The organism is Maridesulfovibrio spiralis (SeqCode) (assembly GCF_048571135.1).
GTDB classification, from domain to species: Bacteria; Desulfobacterota; Desulfovibrionia; order Desulfovibrionales; family Desulfovibrionaceae; genus Maridesulfovibrio; species Maridesulfovibrio spiralis.
In genome coordinates, this window is the sequence record NZ_CP182344.1 from 752,425 (window position 1) to 768,950 (window position 16,526).

General features: G+C 50.2%; 14 protein-coding genes. 9 read left to right on the plus strand and 5 right to left on the minus strand.

Going from position 1 to position 16,526, the window contains the following annotated elements; genetic code table 11:
- Positions 1-93: 93 nt before the first annotated feature.
- The 4 genes from cobJ to ahbB all read right to left on the minus strand — a co-directional run bounded on the left by cobJ (position 94) and on the right by ahbB (position 3,992).
- Positions 94-852 carry a precorrin-3B C(17)-methyltransferase gene (gene cobJ, locus ACNI29_RS03460; RefSeq protein ID WP_419780797.1) on the minus strand — a complete coding sequence of 253 codons (759 nt, stop codon included), beginning with the start codon at positions 850-852 and terminating at the stop codon, positions 94-96.
- Complete coding sequence (locus ACNI29_RS03465) at positions 849-1,874, minus strand: cobalt-precorrin 5A hydrolase (RefSeq protein WP_419780798.1); 1,026 nt, start codon at positions 1,872-1,874, stop codon at positions 849-851. Before ACNI29_RS03465 ends, cobJ begins: the two co-directional genes overlap by 4 nt.
- Before the next feature lie 184 nt (positions 1,875-2,058).
- Entirely contained in the window at positions 2,059-3,327 is a 1,269-nt protein-coding gene (hemL, locus tag ACNI29_RS03470; RefSeq protein WP_419780799.1) for a glutamate-1-semialdehyde 2,1-aminomutase, read from the minus strand.
- A gap of 179 nt (positions 3,328-3,506) precedes the next feature.
- Entirely contained in the window at positions 3,507-3,992 is a 486-nt protein-coding gene (ahbB, locus tag ACNI29_RS03475) for a siroheme decarboxylase subunit beta (RefSeq protein WP_419780800.1), read from the minus strand.
- 276 nt (positions 3,993-4,268) lie between these two features.
- Between ahbB and nrfH the strand changes: the two genes are divergently transcribed.
- The 4 genes from nrfH (at position 4,269) to ACNI29_RS03495 (ending at position 7,528) form a co-directional block, all read left to right on the plus strand.
- The gene (gene nrfH, locus ACNI29_RS03480) at positions 4,269-4,802 is read left to right on the plus strand and encodes a cytochrome c nitrite reductase small subunit (protein ID WP_419780801.1); all 534 of its coding nucleotides are present in this window, start codon (positions 4,269-4,271) and stop codon (positions 4,800-4,802) included.
- A gap of 22 nt (positions 4,803-4,824) precedes the next feature.
- Positions 4,825-6,336: an ammonia-forming cytochrome c nitrite reductase gene (gene nrfA / locus ACNI29_RS03485; RefSeq protein ID WP_419780802.1), complete on the plus strand. Its 1,512-nt coding sequence runs from the start codon at positions 4,825-4,827 to the stop codon at positions 6,334-6,336.
- A gap of 274 nt (positions 6,337-6,610) precedes the next feature.
- Positions 6,611-6,796 carry a hypothetical protein gene (locus ACNI29_RS03490; RefSeq protein WP_419780803.1) on the plus strand — a complete coding sequence of 62 codons (186 nt, stop codon included), beginning with the start codon at positions 6,611-6,613 and terminating at the stop codon, positions 6,794-6,796.
- The gene (locus ACNI29_RS03495) at positions 6,797-7,528 is read left to right on the plus strand and encodes a ubiquinone/menaquinone biosynthesis methyltransferase (RefSeq protein WP_419780804.1); all 732 of its coding nucleotides are present in this window, start codon (positions 6,797-6,799) and stop codon (positions 7,526-7,528) included.
- Between the two features lie 2 nt (positions 7,529-7,530).
- Here the strand turns inward: ACNI29_RS03495 and ACNI29_RS03500 are convergent, their stop codons facing one another.
- Entirely contained in the window at positions 7,531-7,740 is a 210-nt protein-coding gene (locus ACNI29_RS03500; RefSeq protein WP_015850645.1) for a DUF2065 domain-containing protein, read from the minus strand.
- A 144-nt stretch (positions 7,741-7,884) separates the two neighbouring features.
- On the opposite strand from ACNI29_RS03500, the gene ACNI29_RS03505 reads away from it, so the two are divergent.
- Genes ACNI29_RS03505 through ACNI29_RS03525 form a run of 5 tightly spaced genes read left to right on the plus strand, consistent with a single transcriptional unit; the run spans position 7,885 to position 16,442 of the window.
- Entirely contained in the window at positions 7,885-9,195 is a 1,311-nt protein-coding gene (locus ACNI29_RS03505; protein ID WP_419780805.1) for a nucleotide sugar dehydrogenase, read from the plus strand.
- A gap of 3 nt (positions 9,196-9,198) precedes the next feature.
- On the plus strand, positions 9,199-9,897 hold the full coding sequence (gene mqnB, locus ACNI29_RS03510) for a futalosine hydrolase (RefSeq protein ID WP_419780806.1): 699 nt from the start codon (positions 9,199-9,201) through the stop codon (positions 9,895-9,897).
- 50 nt (positions 9,898-9,947) lie between these two features.
- Positions 9,948-10,916, plus strand: a complete 969-nt coding sequence (locus ACNI29_RS03515; protein WP_419780807.1) for a polyprenyl synthetase family protein — start codon at positions 9,948-9,950, stop codon at positions 10,914-10,916.
- Positions 10,917-10,944: 28 nt separating this feature from the next.
- Positions 10,945-13,431 (plus strand): sensor domain-containing diguanylate cyclase, encoded by a 2,487-nt coding sequence (locus ACNI29_RS03520; protein ID WP_419780808.1) that lies wholly within the window; start codon positions 10,945-10,947, stop codon positions 13,429-13,431.
- Positions 13,432-13,463: 32 nt separating this feature from the next.
- Positions 13,464-16,442 carry a phosphoribosylformylglycinamidine synthase subunit PurS gene (locus ACNI29_RS03525; RefSeq protein WP_419780809.1) on the plus strand — a complete coding sequence of 993 codons (2,979 nt, stop codon included), beginning with the start codon at positions 13,464-13,466 and terminating at the stop codon, positions 16,440-16,442.
- The last annotated feature ends 84 nt before the right edge of the window (positions 16,443-16,526 follow it).

Sequence of the window (16,526 nt, forward strand, 5' to 3'; positions counted from 1 at the left end):
TGTGGATTTAATTTAGATAAAAAACCATGTCAAGCACGCTAAAAAAAACTAGTGATTAAAATTAGAGGTATCAAATAGTTACCAAGCTGTTAATCAAATGTCATACTTGTTGGCATAACCACGGGGAGTAAGCATTTTCCCTGCCACCTCTCTTGTGGATGAATTTCCAACAATAAGAACAGTTTGCATGTCAACATCATTTACATCCAAACTATCCAGAGTAACCACCTGCACGCGCTGTCCGTCCCGATAAGCCCTGTTAACAATGCCCAACGGCGTATTTCCGTCGCGATATTTTTTTAAAATTTCAACAGCTTCACCAAGATGCCCGACCCTTTTTTTTGAGCGGGGATTGTAAATGGCAATAACAAAATCAGCAGAAGCTGCAGCTTCAAGCCTTTTCTCGATTTTCTCCCACGGGGTGAGCAGGTCACTCAGGCTGACCGAGGCAAAATCGTGCATCAAAGGTGCGCCGAGCAGTGAAGCAGCGGCAGAGAATGCTGGAATACCAGGGACCACTTCAAAATCAACACTACCAAAAAGATCGTCCGCTTCCAGAAGCTCCATTACCAGACCAGCCATGGCATATATACCCGGATCACCACTACAGACCACAACAACATTTCGCCCATCAAGAGCAGCCTCAACAGCCTTGCGGCAACGCTCAACCTCGGCCATCATACCGGTGGAAAGAACTTCCCTTCCTTCCAATAGCTCCTGCGGGACAAGCTTTACGTAACCAGTATAGCCGACCACTGCATCAGCATCCATGATAGCCTGTCTGGCCTGCGGAGCCAGAAGACACTCATCTCCCGGTCCCAGCCCGATTACTTTTACGCAACCTTTACTCATATTGTCCTTGCTATAGCCGCAGTCACCCGCGCGCTTTTAGTCTTGGGAACCGTGATCCGCACTGCCCCGGCAAGCTTCATCGCCGCAGCTTCGCAGACTCCTCCGACTCCCATATGTTTCATCACCATATCCGAGGGATTGGCGACTTCAATTTCATCAAGTTCCGCCGCGCTGAAAAATTGCGGTTCAAGCCCTAAAACAGCAGCAGCCTCCAATAATCCGGCTTCATCGCTTTTGGCGTCAATGGAGCCGACACAAAATATTGATTCAAGAGCAATGCCATTATCCGCAACAGCACTACGAACAAGCTCTAAAATTTCATGAGCAGACGCCCCGCGCCGACAGCCTACCCCAAGGCTCAAACACCGTGGATAAAGGCTCAGCACCCGCTCCGGCAATTCATGAACACGCCAGTCCACGACAACACCGCAACGAAACTTCGACAACTCCCCAATCGCATCAACAGCAACAAAATAATCGTCCAATCCTTTAAGATTCAAAAACCCGTCAGGGTCGTAGACCGGAACCTTTTCTCCATCTAACATTGCAGCATTTATGTGCTTAATTAAACCGATATCACCGATTACCAGATCTTGCTCACGGGCAATCAGGTCCATAGACGGCACTCCGGCGCAATCCGTAGCCGTGGTGATAACCGGGGTAGCCCCGATTTTATCTCCGATCAAGCGGGCAAGCTCATTCGCTCCGCCCATATGCCCGGAGACTAAACTGACTGCAAACTCCCCTTCCTGATCCACAACAACCACAGCCGGGTCCACAGCCTTGCTCTCAAGATGGGGCGCGATCATGCGCACAACAATACCTGAGGCAGCAACAAAAATATGACTTTCATATTTTGCAAACTTATCGGCAACAACATCTTTCAGGGAATCAAACGAAATATCTGATTCATCTGCATAGCGGTTCAGGACGTAGCAATCAGCTGGGATTTGATCTGCAATTATATGGGCGACTTCAGCACCTTTAGCAGTGAGAGCAAATATTGCGGTACAATTTTCCATGGGGAATCCAATGTAACAAAAAACGGGAAGAGTTTCCTCCTCCCGCAATAATTTTAAACGAAGACAGCACTATAAGCCAAAACGGCGAAGCCTTACTAAAAAAGTTTGGGATTCTTAAACCCTTTTCAAAGGGTTTAAGGCCCCCGGCAGGGTCCCCTGAGGGCCTCCGGAGGCTTCTTAATTCTTAGCCTTTAAAGCTTTTAACCGCTTCCAGAGTGGCTTCGTAATCTTCTTCGCTGTGGGCAAAAGAAGTGAAAGTACACTCGAAGCTAGAGGGAGCGAGGTTTACGCCCTGCTCGCGCATGTGGCGGTAGAACTTGGAATAAAGCTCAGCATCACCTGTTTTTGCGGATTCGAAATCAGTCACTTCCTGATCAGTGAAGAACAGAGTGAAGATTGACGCAACGTGATTCAGGGTAATCTTGAAACCATTAGCTTCGAGAGCTGCTTTCATGTCCTGAGCCAGCTTGAGGGTGCGGGCTTCAAGGGCATCGTAATCCTGCTGCTGCAAAGCGCGCAGTGTAGCTACCCCGGCTGCCATAGCCACGGGGTTACCGGAAAGGGTTCCGGCCTGATAAACATCGCCGCAGGGGGAAATCCTGCTCATGAATTCTTTTTTACCGCCGTAACAACCAACGGGGAAACCTCCGCCGATGATCTTACCAAGAGTAGTCAGGTCCGGGGTAACGTTGAAACGGGGTCCTACGCCGCCGGAGGTGACGCGGAATCCGGTAATAACTTCGTCAAAAATAAGCAGTGCGCCATGCTCGTCGCAGAGTGTGCGCAGCCCTTCAAGGAAACCCTCTTTGGGCAGAACGAGCCCCATGTTGCCTGCAACAGGCTCAACGATGATAGCGGCGATGTTCTGGCCTTCTTTTTCAAAGACGGCTTTCACTGCTTCAAGATCGTTATATGGAGCAAGCAGGGTATCCTTAACGGTTCCTTCGGGAACGCCGGGAGTACCGGGAATGGAGAAAGTAGCCAGACCGGAGCCTGCGCTGGCGAGGAAGCAATCGCTGTGACCGTGGTAGCAGCCTTCGAATTTGAGGACTTTATCACGGCCGGTCACGCCGCGAGCGAGACGCAGGGCGGACATGGTTGCTTCGGTGCCGGAGTTGACCATACGCACCATCTCGATGGAAGGAACCATCTTGATGATTTCTTCAGCCAGCTCGATTTCGCCGGGACAGGGTGCGCCGTAGCTTGCGCCCATATCAACAGCCTTGTGGGCTGCTTCCCTGATGGATTCATAGCCATGACCGAGCATCATCGGACCCCAGCTCATGACGTAGTCGATAAGTTCCTGTCCGTCCACGGACCACATGCGGCTGCCTTCAGCCTTTTCAATGAACAGCGGATCACAACCCACGGATTTGCAGGCACGTACCGGGCTGTTAACGCCGCCGGGCAGCAGTTCCTGAGCCTTGCCAAAAAGTTCAGATGATGAAGCCATTTGAAATTCCTTTGAAATTTGATGCGCTGTGCGCTTTTTGATGAAAGAGTTTGCCTCCGGCGGCTTAAACCCTTTTGCAAAAGGGTTTAAGAATCCCAAAACCTTTTAACTGGCTTTGCCACTGGAGGCATTGTGACGTACGGGGAATATGAAATGTTAATCCCCGTGTCGGATCAAATTTATTTCTGTTCGAAGTAGACCATGGAGGTCTTTTTCAGTTCTTTTAAGCTACGCAGGGCGCAGTTATCGGTGATCCCGGTCTGCTCTTCCAGTTCGGCAACCACTTTTTTGTAATCGTCCGGATTTTTGCCGTGGATCATGGTGTAAAGATTGTACGGCCAGTCGTCATAAGTCAGGCGCAGGTAGCAGTGGCTTATTTCAGGACGAGCAGCCATGAACTCACCTACTTTCTCCGGCTCCTGATCTTCAGTCACCCGCCATGCAACCATTGCATTAGCACCGTAGCCGGCCTTCTGGTGACGCAGGGTAGCACCGAAGCGGCGGATAATCTTATCGTCTTTCAGACGGGTCAGAAGATCGAGCACTTCCTGTTCAGAACAGCCGACCTGCTCTGCAATGTCCGCATAAGGGGTTGCGCTCCATGAAAGATTTGTTCCTGCCAGTGCCAGAATATTATGCTCAAGTTCTGTAAATTTTTTTGCCATATCCCATCCTTGGTCTTTTCTTTGGTCAGCCCTTGATACCCGCATATTGTTTCAGGCTCAAGTCTTGAAGCGTAATAAATATTATGAACCTGAATCCTGAAAAAGTGAGCACGTTTTTTGACATAAGTCATAGATTCTTCTCGCACCTTATGAGATGCTATAAATAGTGTAACCTTTTAAATTTTTATCAAGGAGGAATGGCGGACTCAATTCCACAAAGAAAAAGGATAGTAAAAAAACACTGAGGCCTAAGTAAATATGTAGAGAGAGGTGCCTATGAACTTTAACTCGGTTCTACGGTTCTGTGCACTGGCAAGCGTAACTGTTGCTCTGGTAATGGGGGTATATCTGGTTAAAGAGTCCAAAGCGACATCGTATCTGTCCAAAGACTCCACGGCCTGTATCAACTGCCACGTTATGGAGAGCTATTACGTATCATGGCAGCACAGTTCCCATGCTCAACGCGCCACATGTGTTGAGTGCCATTTGCCGACGGAAAACTACGTCGACAAATACGCGTCAAAGACCCGCGACGGGTGGAATCACTCGGTCGCTTTCACATTGGATACATACGGGAAACGCATGCTCATAACAGAAGATGGAGCCTGGCGTGTTCAAGAAAACTGCATTAGATGTCACTCCAGCTTTTCCAAAACGCTCATTAAAAATGTCGACCGCTACCATGCGTTCGACGGTGAGTCTTTGGGGAAACGGAAATGCTGGGATTGCCACCGCTATGTTCCGCACGGGAAAGTACGCAGCATTGATGCCGCACCCGTACGACTTGGGGCTAAGTGGGTTCTTAACTAATTGGAGATGAATGGGGTGAACAATGAAGAAAAATACACTCATACTGATTGCGGCTCTGATTGCAATAGCCTTCATGACGTATATGCTGCTTTCAATCAACACCAAGAAAAATGAACAGGTTCTGCTGAACACCGCTCCTGTTATCAAGGAAAAAGGAGTAGAAGCCAAAAGTGACATCTGGGGTAAAGAATACCCCCGTCAATACGACACCTGGAAAAAAACCAGGGACAGTAATAAAATTGAAGACCTGGTGGAGAAATACCCCCAGCTGGCAATTCTTTGGGCAGGCTACGGCTTTGCCAAAGATTACAACGCTCCCCGCGGGCACTTCAACGCCTTGCAGAGCAACATCAACACCCTCCGCACAGGCGCACCTACCGGTCCCAACGACGGCCCGATGCCTATGGCATGCTGGTCCTGCAAATCCTCTGATGTACCGCGCATCATGGAAAGGGACGGAGAGCTCGCATACTTCACCGGCAAATGGGCGAGAATGGGTAACGAAATCGTGAACCCCATCGGCTGCGCGGACTGCCACAACAGCCAGACCAGCCAGCTCGAAATTTCAAGACCCTACCTCAAGCGCGGACTTGAAGCTAGCGGCAGAAAGCTGGAGGATCTCACTTTTCAGGATATGCGTTCTCTCGCCTGTGCACAGTGTCACTCTGAATATTACTTCAAAAAGACACCCTACACCGACGAAGCCGGAAACAAGCAGATTGCCGCTGTTGTAACCTTCCCGTGGGCCAAGGGCCTCGCTGCCGAGAACATGGAAGAATACTACAATGAATACGGCTTCAAAGACTGGACTCACAAGCTGAGTAAAACTCCCATGCTGAAGGCCCAGCATCCCGGTTATGAAATTTTCACTACCGGTACCCACTTCAAGCGCGGACTCTCCTGCGCTGATTGTCACATGCCTTACGTTCAGGAAGGCAGCGTGAAATTCTCTGACCACCAGATTCAGAGCCCTCTCAACAACATCGAAAACTCCTGCCTGACCTGCCACCGCCAGACTGTGGAAGAGTTCAAGCAGACTGTTGAAGAAAAGCTGAAGCGTAAGAATCAGTTGAATGTTATTACCATGACCAGCCTCGCCAAGGCGCATCTTGAAGCCAAGAAGGCATGGGAAATCGGTGCAACTGAAGCTGAAATGCAGAAAGCAATTGATACTATCCGTTCCGCACAGTGGCTCTGGGATTACTCCATTGCCAGCCACGGTTCTTTCTTCCACGCACCGGAAGAAACCCTGCGTCTTCTTGCCGTTGCAAACGACAAGGCCATGCAGGCCCGTCTGGAACTTCAGGCTGTCCTCGCCAAGCACGGTGTATTCAACTACGAAGTTCCCGACTTCTCCACCAAGGAAAAAGCTCAGAAGCTCGCCGGCGTACCTTTTGACAAGCTGGCCAAGGAAAAAATGAAGTTCAAGAGAGGACTGGTTGTAGAATGGTATGACGAAGCTGTGAAGGCAGGCCGTCTTGACCAGAACTGGTGGAAGATTCTGCCGGACAACACTGCTTACCCGCAGAACTAGTACTCAATTGCCTGCATCACAATCGATACTGATTGCATTATAATATAGATGCACGCGGCCCCCGGACGATAGTCCGGGGGCCTTTTCTCTTCTGCAGGCTCGCCGGAAGCAGCAAAAAGCAGGTCGACTATTTAAAGGTCTCATGCTAAAGAGCCTCACAAAAGAAGGGTGCTTAACAGGTTTTCTTCTTTTTACCCGCCCGGCGCCCTACCTGTGGAGGTCGTGGCCATTTCCCACCGGGCGGGGTTTTCAAGCCTAATCAAGGATATATATCATGGATAAAATTCAGAAGCAGGCCTTGCAGGTTGCAAAAGAAATCGTAGTTAAATTTATCGAGGTCGGACGAATTTCCCCCTCCAATTTTGCTGAACACTTCAGCGCAATCCACGCTGATGTTGTCAAATCCGTTGTGGAGCAGGAAAAAATGCTTGCCGATGAAGGCAAGGGAGATGCTCAGTAGATGACGCAGGAATCGCATCAGGAACACGGTAAAAAAGTCCGGGACATGTTCGGCCGAATTGCCGGTTGGTATGATTTCCTGAACCACTTCTTGAGTGCTGGTCAGGATATCTACTGGCGTTACCGTCTGGTAAAACTGGTTCGTCCCGGAAAAAACGGACGTGTGCTTGATCTGGCTGCCGGAACATTGGATGTTTCCGTAGAATTGCTGCGCCAGTACCCGGATGTAAAAGTCCTTGCTATGGATTTCACCCACCAGATGCTGGCCTGCGGCAAGAACAAAAAACTGGAAGGCAAACACCAGTCTCGCAGTGAAAGCATTGCCCCGGTTCAGGCGGACGGAAGAGTTCTGCCCCTGCCGGATTCATGCCTCGACGGAGCCACAATCTCTTTCGGTATCAGGAACATTCTCCCCCGCGAAGACTGCTACAAAGAAATCCTGCGCACCCTTAAACCGGGCGCACGGTTCTGCATTCTTGAATTCGGTTCCGGCAGTAAGAAGATATGGAAAGGTGTTTACAATTTTTACCTTAACAAGGTACTGCCCATGCTGGGCAAGGTAGTCTCTGGAGATTCCGGCGCCTATTCATATCTGGCCGATACGATTCGGGCTTTCCCGGATGAACGGGCGCTTGCGGAAGAATTGCGTGAGGCTGGTTTTGGCCGGGTAATGTTCATCCCTTTACTTTCCGGGATTGTCTACATCCACGTGGCCGAAAAGACAGAAGAATAGCGCTAAAGATCTGTCAGTGACTGCCCGAAAGAAATCAGCAACAGACCAAAAATCATAGCGATGAGCCCCAGAATGCGTAACTGACGCGGGCCGCGCTCTATAATTGAAATGAGAATTCTGGGCATGCGCTCAGAAAAAACAAAATAAGGTATCCCTTCAATAATGAAGGCCAGGCCAAGGGCGGACAGGAGAAAGGACCAATCGATATGCATAATATTAGCTTTGTATATGCGCTGGTTGATTATGTCCACCCTTACGGAACAGAGTTGCCATATTAAATTTCAAGGCCGAAATTATTATGTAAGTGTTTAGAAGGCTTATTTTGTTATCGAAGCAATAAAGGACAAAGAAAGTTTATGATTAAATTCTCTGACATTGAAGCAAAGAACACAACAGTTGCCGTGGTAGGTCTCGGCTATGTAGGCTTACCTCTCGCAGTTGCCCTTGGCCGCAAATTCAAAGTGCTGGGGCTTGATATTTCCGAACAGCGTGTAAAAGAATTACGCACTGGTTATGACCGCACTGCGGAAGTACTGGAAAATGATTTCCATAACTATGTGGAATTCAGCACTGACGCTTCCCTGCTTAAAAATTGCGGTATCATCATTGTTGCCGTCCCTACTCCCATCGATGAAGCCCGCAACCCGGACCTGCGTCCTGTTGTAGGAGCTTCCACCATGGTCGGCGAAAACATGTCCGCCGGTTCAGTGGTTGTTTACGAGTCAACTGTCTACCCCGGACTGACCGAAGACATCTGCGTGCCTATCCTTGAAGAAAAATCAGGCCTTAAATACGGAGATGATTTCGGAGTGGGTTACTCACCCGAGCGTATCAATCCCGGTGACCGCGAACACACCCTGCAGACCATCGTCAAGGTTGTTGCGGGTAACAATGATGAAGTTGCCGAACTGCTGGATGAACTCTACTCCTCAATTATTACCGCCGGTACGCACCGTGCTTCCTGCATCAAAGTTGCAGAAGCAGCCAAGGTAATTGAAAACACCCAGCGAGACCTGAACATCTCGCTGATGAACGAACTTTCCATGATTTTCGACAAGATGGGCATTGATACTCTTGATGTTCTTGAAGCAGCGGGAACCAAATGGAACTTCCTGCCCTTCCGTCCGGGTCTGGTCGGCGGTCACTGCATCGGAGTAGATCCCTATTACCTGACCACCAAGGCGGAAGAGATCGGACACCATCCGCAGGTTATTCTTGCGGGCCGCAAGATCAATGACTCCGTTGGTAAATTCATTGCTGACACCACCATCAAACAGATGATCAACGGTGACAGCAAGGTTAAAGGTGCTAAAGTCGGTATCCTCGGCCTTACTTTTAAGGAAAATGTACCCGACCTGCGCAACACCAAAGTCGTTGATGTTGTTGATGAACTTGAATCCTTCGGAGTTGATGTGCTCATCCACGATGCATATGCCGACCCCGAAGAAGCTATCGAAGAATACGACATCAAAACGGCTTCCTTTGATGATTTTAAAAATCTTGAAGCAGTTGTGCTGGCTGTTTCTCACGATAAATATAAAGATCTGGATCTTGACACCATCAAGAGCTGGTTCAGAAATCCTGATAACGCATTAATCATTGATGTAAAATGCTTCTTTGACCGCAAGGAACTGGAAGAAGCAGGAATCAGGCACTGGAGACTTTAAGTCTTGAAACCGATTCTTTTTGTTACGGCAACAGCCAAGGAGATGAAGGCCGCGCTTGGCGGAGTCTGCAAGCTGCCGGCTTTAGAGCAGGGCAAACCTGTTGAATTCATGTTCGGTGATCGCCCCGGGCTGTTGCTGGTAACCGGAATCGGAATAATCAATACATCTTTTGCTCTCGGCCGAACACTGGCCGGGCACGATGCGGGGGTTGTTGTTCTGGCCGGTATTGCCGGAACATTCGATGCAAAGCGGTTTCCCCTTTGCTCCACCTGCATTGTGGCAAAAGAAATCTGGCCCGAATACGGCCTGAAAAAGAACGGGCAGGTAGATCCTAAAGGGCTGGGCTTCAGCCTTGCGGAAATTGACGGCAGTCCAGTTTGGAACGAAATAGAACTTTGTTCTGGAAAAAGTCTTTTTGATTCAGGACTTGACCGATTTGCAAATCTGCCCGAAGCTGTATCATTGACTGTGAGCGGGGTAACCGCTACGGCAGAAGGAGCCGCTGCATATTTCAAAGATTACGCAGCGGATATAGAAAATATGGAAGGTTTTGCGGCTGCGTATGTGTGCGCCCTTACAGGGGTGGGGCTATGTCAGGTGCGGACTGTTTCGAACCTTGTGGGATCAAGGGATAGTAATGATTGGGATTTGCGCGGCGCCCTTACTGAGTTGGGACGGGTCTGCTCAACTCTTGTAAAATAACTTCCCAAAGCTGTTCTTGTTCTCTCGCAACCGGGATAATTCATACGCGGATGATCGAGTTATTAGCCTATTTTAAAAATGAATTGCCTCTCATCAACGGTTTTCTGGATCAGGAAACCGCAAAACTTGAGGGGTTGGTCAAAGATGTAGCACGGCACGTTCTTCTTGCCCCAGGCAAGAGGATTCGTCCTGTTCTCACTATCCTTTCCGCCCGGGGACTGGGCTATACTAAGGATGACATATACCCTCTGGCCGGCTCCCTGGAACTTCTCCACGCCGCCACCCTTCTGCATGACGATATTCTGGACGATGCAGACCTGCGACGGGGCGTAGAAGCTTCGCATCTTGTTTTCGGGACCACCGAAACCATCCTTGCCGGAGACGTTCTGCTCGCCCTTGCCAACAAAATAGGCGCTGACTACGGCAAGCCGCGCATCAGTTCCGTACTCGCATCCGGAATCATGTCCACAGTTGAAGGTGAAATTCTTGAGATCGCCCATATTTCCGAACCCCTGATGAACCGTAAGACCTACATGGATATCATCATCGGCAAGACTGCCCGATTGATTGAAACTTCCTGCAGACTCGGCGCCATCCTTGCTTCCGATGATCGGGACATGGAAGATGCTGTCGGTAACTTCGGCCTGAACATGGGAATCGCTTTCCAGCTCGTCGACGACGCTCTTGATTACGAATCCCCTTCCGATGATACTGGTAAGCCCGAAGGCGGCGACCTCAAAGAGGGTAAAATCACTTTACCGTTGATTCTTTATCTTGAAATGTTACAAGACAAAGAAGCTGAATTACTGCTTGCCGAGATCAAAAACCGTACTCTGTCTGACGATAAACGCGACAGAGTGCTTGCCGAGATCAGGAAGCACGGTCTGGGAGCCAAAACAAGAGCATACGCCGCTGATTATGTGGAAAAAGCCAAAGACTGCTTGACTCCCCTACCTGAAGGCGAAGAAAAGCAAGTACTTAAACAGGCCGCTGATTTTGTGCTGACCAGAAAAAAATAGATGGGATTTTAAGAGAGGAGCTGTTGCTATGAGTCTGGATGAGATACTCGAATCACCACGCTTGATGATGAAACTCAGCTTTCCTCCGGTCATGCTCCAGCTTATGGAAGAGGCAAGCAAGCCGGAACCAGATTTTGCCGTGCTCGGTAAAATAATCAGCATGGACCCGGCGCTTTCCACCACGATCCTTAATCTGGTAAACTCTCCCTTCTACGGCCTTTCACAGGAGATCTCCGACTTTAAAAGGGCTGCAGTGGTACTGGGCACACGTGAACTGCTTAACCTCGCCGTCACAGTCACCTACCAGAAGCACATCTGCACCAATCTGAAAAATGACGACTACAAAGTCTTCAACGATTGGATGCTGACCGTCTGGGGCGCAATTTCAGCCCAGCTGATCGCCTCCCGGATCTGTCCCGATCAGGCTGATAAAGTGTACCTTTGCTGCCTGCTCAAAGATATTTCCCTGTTTTTCCTGCGTTGCGCAGCACCCGGAGAACTCCCCGGTAATGTCTCTAAAAAGCTGATAACCAACTCTTACCATGGTCAATCTGAAGATGAGAATGACATCTGGGGAATGAATCATGGCGCGCTCAGCCAACTTCTGCTGACCCGCTGGAAAATGAACACCGTTGACTGCCCGTCATTGCAGCACCATCACGAACTTGATGATATAGATTCGTTTGATGAGCCGACGAAAGCCCTGATTCTGGCCACCAAATGGGCAGAGATGGAGCTGGGTGAAAGTTCCGGTCCCTTCAATGTTCTGCAATTTGAGGTTCAACTGCAGCGCTCTCTCAATATGGATGAGGATGCTATTGAACAGTTCAGGGAAGTCTGCCGGACCCAATTCCAGTCCATGCTGACCATACTGGGCATATCAGAAGGGGAAGCTGACGCACATTTCTACAATCATTCCATCCGCAGCCTGCAATCAAGTTATTTTCTGAGCCTTGAGCTTCTGACCGCCGAAGGCGGCATGGATTCAATTGCCAAAACAATCGGCAGACATCTCAAGCTCAGCTGGGATCTCAACAGCTGGGAGTTGAGCCTTAAATCACCTCATACTGATAAATATAAACTCTATCGGGTTGCCGCTGGTGAAGGCCTTGAAGTGGTCGCGGTGAACATCCCTGAAAAAGAAATACCATGGCAGAGGCGCAGCAAAGGTGAAGATATTCTCAGCAGAGACATTCCTTTTGGAAATTTCCGTTTTGATTCACAAAAGATGCGCGACGAAGACCGCGAAAATTTAAAACTATATTTTCGCTTCATAGGTCAGGCTTACGAGCATTACTGCGCAAAACAGCATCTGATCGAAGGCCGGGCAGAAACTCTTGAATCTCTGCCGCTTGGGATTGCCAGCCTTGATTCCCAAGGCGACCTCATTGATATGAATGAAGAGATGAGTAGACTCTTGGGCGGTGCGACTGTTTCCGGAGCCAAAAAATTCAGCGAGCTTTTCAGGATCGGACTTGGGTCCGGCATCGGCGCCAGCTGGGAAAGTTTCCTTGAAGATGATTCAAAAGAATCTTTCAGCAAGATTATCTGTGCCAGTCTGCGTACCGGAGGTATGCCCCGTGACGCATGCCTTTACGTCTCTGCCTACAAACAGAAACGTGGCGAAGATGAACTTGTGACGCTAGTCATGGAGGATATCCGCGAGATTTCCGAAAGCCAGATTCAAGCACTCAAGCAGCGTGATTTTCTGGAAGGACTGGTCGATTCTATGCGTGATGTAGTACTCACCGTAGATAAGCGCGGGAATATCAACTATGCATCTTCCCGTTTTTCCAAAATATTTCTTGGACGCAACATCTTTGACATCGCAACACCCAGCGACACCTTCACGGGACGCTGGGGACCGGAAATGTTTGAGAAGGAAAAAACCATTGTAGAAGTCCTGCTTAAAAGGACTGATACCAGCGGTCGTCCATTTGAATTCGTCATCAACAAACTGGCCGGACCGGGTGAGAAAAGTCTCATCGTTGCCCGCGACCTGACTGCTATTCGCAGGCTTGAAGAAAAACTCAAGCGGCAGGCGGTCTTTGACGGGTTGACAGACCTCTTCAATCACACCCAGTTCAATTCCTTGATGGCCCGCGAAATCAACCGCAGCAAGCGCACCGGACGTCCGGTAGGCCTGCTCTTTTTTGATCTTGACGGGTTCAAGGCTGTCAACGACACAGAAGGACATCAGGTTGGTGACGATGTCTTAAAAGGTGTGGGAGAAATCCTGCGCAATGAACTCCGCTCCGGGATGGATTTCCCATGCCGGTACGGGGGAGATGAATTCGGAGTTATTGTTACTGAAGTCCGGCCCGAGGCTCTTGAGAGCATTGGCAACAGAATCAGACTCCGGGTGGAAAATAAATTTTCCGGCAAGGTCACCATCAGCGGCGGACTCACCGTGCTTCAGGAAGGCGATACTTCCGCAAGCATGTTGAGCCGTGCAGACAAGGCGACCTATGAGGCCAAGGATTTAGGCGGAAATGTACTGGTCTGGGCCAAATAGGTCCGGACTTTAATCATTAAGAGGAGATACCCATGCTCTGGCGTGTCGAGGTCGCACTTAAAGACCACGTCCGTGATGTTCACGGTCACAAAGTTTCCAATAAAATCAAGGAAGAACTCGGTATTGAAGCCGGGGAAGTCCGAACCATCAAAGTATATACAGTAGAAGGTCTTGAAAAAGACGAAATAGAGAAGGTTCTGGAACTGGGCGTTCTGCACGACCCGGTCCTGCACACACCTTCCCTTGAGCCTCTGGCCAAGGATTTCGCATGGAACCTTGAGGTGGGCTTTCGCCCCGGCGTTACTGATAACGAAGGCCGTACCGCCAAGGAATCTGTAATTCTGGTTACCGAACCCGCTGATGTGGAAGCAGTTAAAGTTTACACTTCCACCCAGTACCTGTTTGCCGAAGAACTCGGTCTGGAAAAGGTCAGCCACATTGCAAAAGACCTGCTGGCAAACGAACTTATCCAGCGTTACGAAATCCGTTCCGCGGATGAATGGGTTAAATCACCCGGTTTCGAAGCCAAGGCTGCACGTGTTACCGGTAAAGCCAGCGACGAAGTTGTTATCATTGACCTCGCAGCAATGTCTGACGATGAAATGATGGCCTTCAGCCGTGCAAACACTCTGGCTCTGAGCCTTGAAGAGTTCCACTGCATCCGAGACTACTACGCTGATCCCGAAGTTGTTAAGCAGCGCGAAGAAATGGGTCTCACCGCCCAGCCTACCGATGCTGAACTTGAAGCATTGGCCCAGACTTGGTCCGAGCACTGCAAGCACAAAATTTTCAGTTCCAAGATTGAATACGACAACAAGGAAACCGGTGTTTCCTCCACCGTAGACAGCCTCTACAAAAGCTACATCATGAACACCACCAAGGAAATCCGTGCTGAAAAAGGCGACGATGATTTCTGCCTGTCCGTGTTCAAAGATAACGCTGGCGTCATTAAGTTCAATGACAAGCTCAATGTCTGCGTAAAAATGGAAACACACAACAGCCCCTCCGCCCTTGATCCTTACGGCGGAGCGTTGACCGGTATCGTCGGTGTTAACCGTGACCCCATGGGAACCGGGCTGGGCGCGAACCTGCTCTGCAACACTGATGTATTCTGTTTCGCTTCCCCTTTCCACGAGGGTGAGCTGCCCCCGCGTCTGCTGCACCCGCGCCGCGTTTTCGAAGGCGTTCGCGAAGGTGTCGAGCACGGTGGTAACAAATCCGGTATCCCCACTGTGAACGGCTCCATTGTTTTCGACGAAAGATACCTTGGTAAGCCTCTTGTTTACTGCGGAACAGTAGGCACAATGCCTGTTGAATCTGCCGGACGCTTAAGCTACGAAAAACAGGCCATGCCCGGCGATATCATCGTTATGACCGGTGGTCGCATCGGTAAAGACGGTATCCACGGCGCAACCTTTTCTTCCGAAGAACTTCACGAAGGTTCTCCCGCAACCGCAGTTCAGATCGGTGACCCCATCACTCAGCGTAAAATGTACGACTGCCTGATGCGTGCCCGCGATCTGGGCCTGTACAACGCCATTACCGATAACGGTGCAGGCGGCCTCTCCTCTTCCGTAGGTGAAATGGCTGAAGATAGCGGCGGTTGTGATCTCGATCTCGCTAAAGCCCCGCTCAAATACGACGGTCTCAAGCCTTGGGAAATCCTTGTTTCCGAAGCACAGGAACGCATGACTCTCGCTGTTCCACCTGAAAAGCTGGACGAGTTCATGGCTCTGGCTGACGAAATGGACGTTGAAGCTACTGCACTCGGTACTTACACCGACAGCGGCCTCTACAACATCCGTTACGGCGAAAAGCCCGTGGCCTGCCTGCGCATGGACTTCCTGCATGACGGCGTGCCCCAGATGCAGCTTAAAGCTGTCTGGAAACGTCCTGAAATCGAATTCTCCGGCGAGCCTGAAGTAGCAGACCACACCGGACTGCTCAAAGACATGCTCGGCCGTCTGAATATCTGCAGCAAGGAATACGTTATCCGCCAGTACGACCACGAAGTTCAGGGCCGCAGTGTGGTCAAGCCTCTGGTCGGTGAACAGGAAGATGGTCCCGCCGATGCAGGTGTGCTCCGCCCCGACTTTGATGATGACAAAGGTCTGGTCGTATCCCACGGCATCTGCCCCAAATTCTCCGATCTCGACACCTACTGGATGATGGCCAACGCAGTTGACGAAGCCATCCGTAACGCTGTAGCTGTCGGCGGTGACATCACTCACATGGCCGGTATCGACAACTTCTGCTGGTGTGACCCGGTTCAGTCCGAATCCACACCTGACGGACACTACAAGCTGGCCCAGCTTGTCCGTGCTAACCATGCTCTGTCCCACTTCTGCCGTGCTTTCGGAGTCCCCTGCATCTCCGGTAAAGACTCCATGAAGAACGACTACAAAGGCGGTGGCGTAAAAATATCCATCCCACCGACCGTACTGTTCTCTGCAGTGGGTATCGTGCCGGACATCAACATGTGCGTAACCTCCGACTTCAAGAAGCCCGGAGAGTTCATTTACGTACTCGGTATGACCCGCGACGAAATGGGCGGTTCCGAAATCGCTTCCCAGCTGAACTTTGTTCACGACAAAGTTCCCCATGTTGAAGCACTCACTGCAAAGACCCGCTACATCACCCTCAACCAGGCCATGCGTCAGAGACTCGTAACCTCCTGCCATGACCTTTCCGACGGTGGTCTGGGTGTTGCCCTCGCTGAGATGGCTCTCGGCGGACGCATTGGTTGTGAAGTTGATCTGCGTTCCGTTCCCACTGAATACGGCATGTCCACCCTTTCCGTGCTCTACAGTGAATCCGCATCCCGTTTTGCAGTCACCGTAGCGCCTGAGAATGCAGGCAAATTCGAAGAACTCTTCGCAGGCCAGATCTGCCAGCGCATCGGTATGACCGTTGGCGGAAACTCCTTCGGCCTCATGGAAGGTTCCGCTGGTATTGTCCGCAGCAATGTTGAAGATCTCGCTATCGCATTCAAGGAGACCTTGAACTGGTAGCCTGATTAAGAATACAAGCAATAAGGCCGCATTCCTCATGGAATGCGGCCTTTCTTTTGTTCTCTGAAAATACTCTAAACCGTA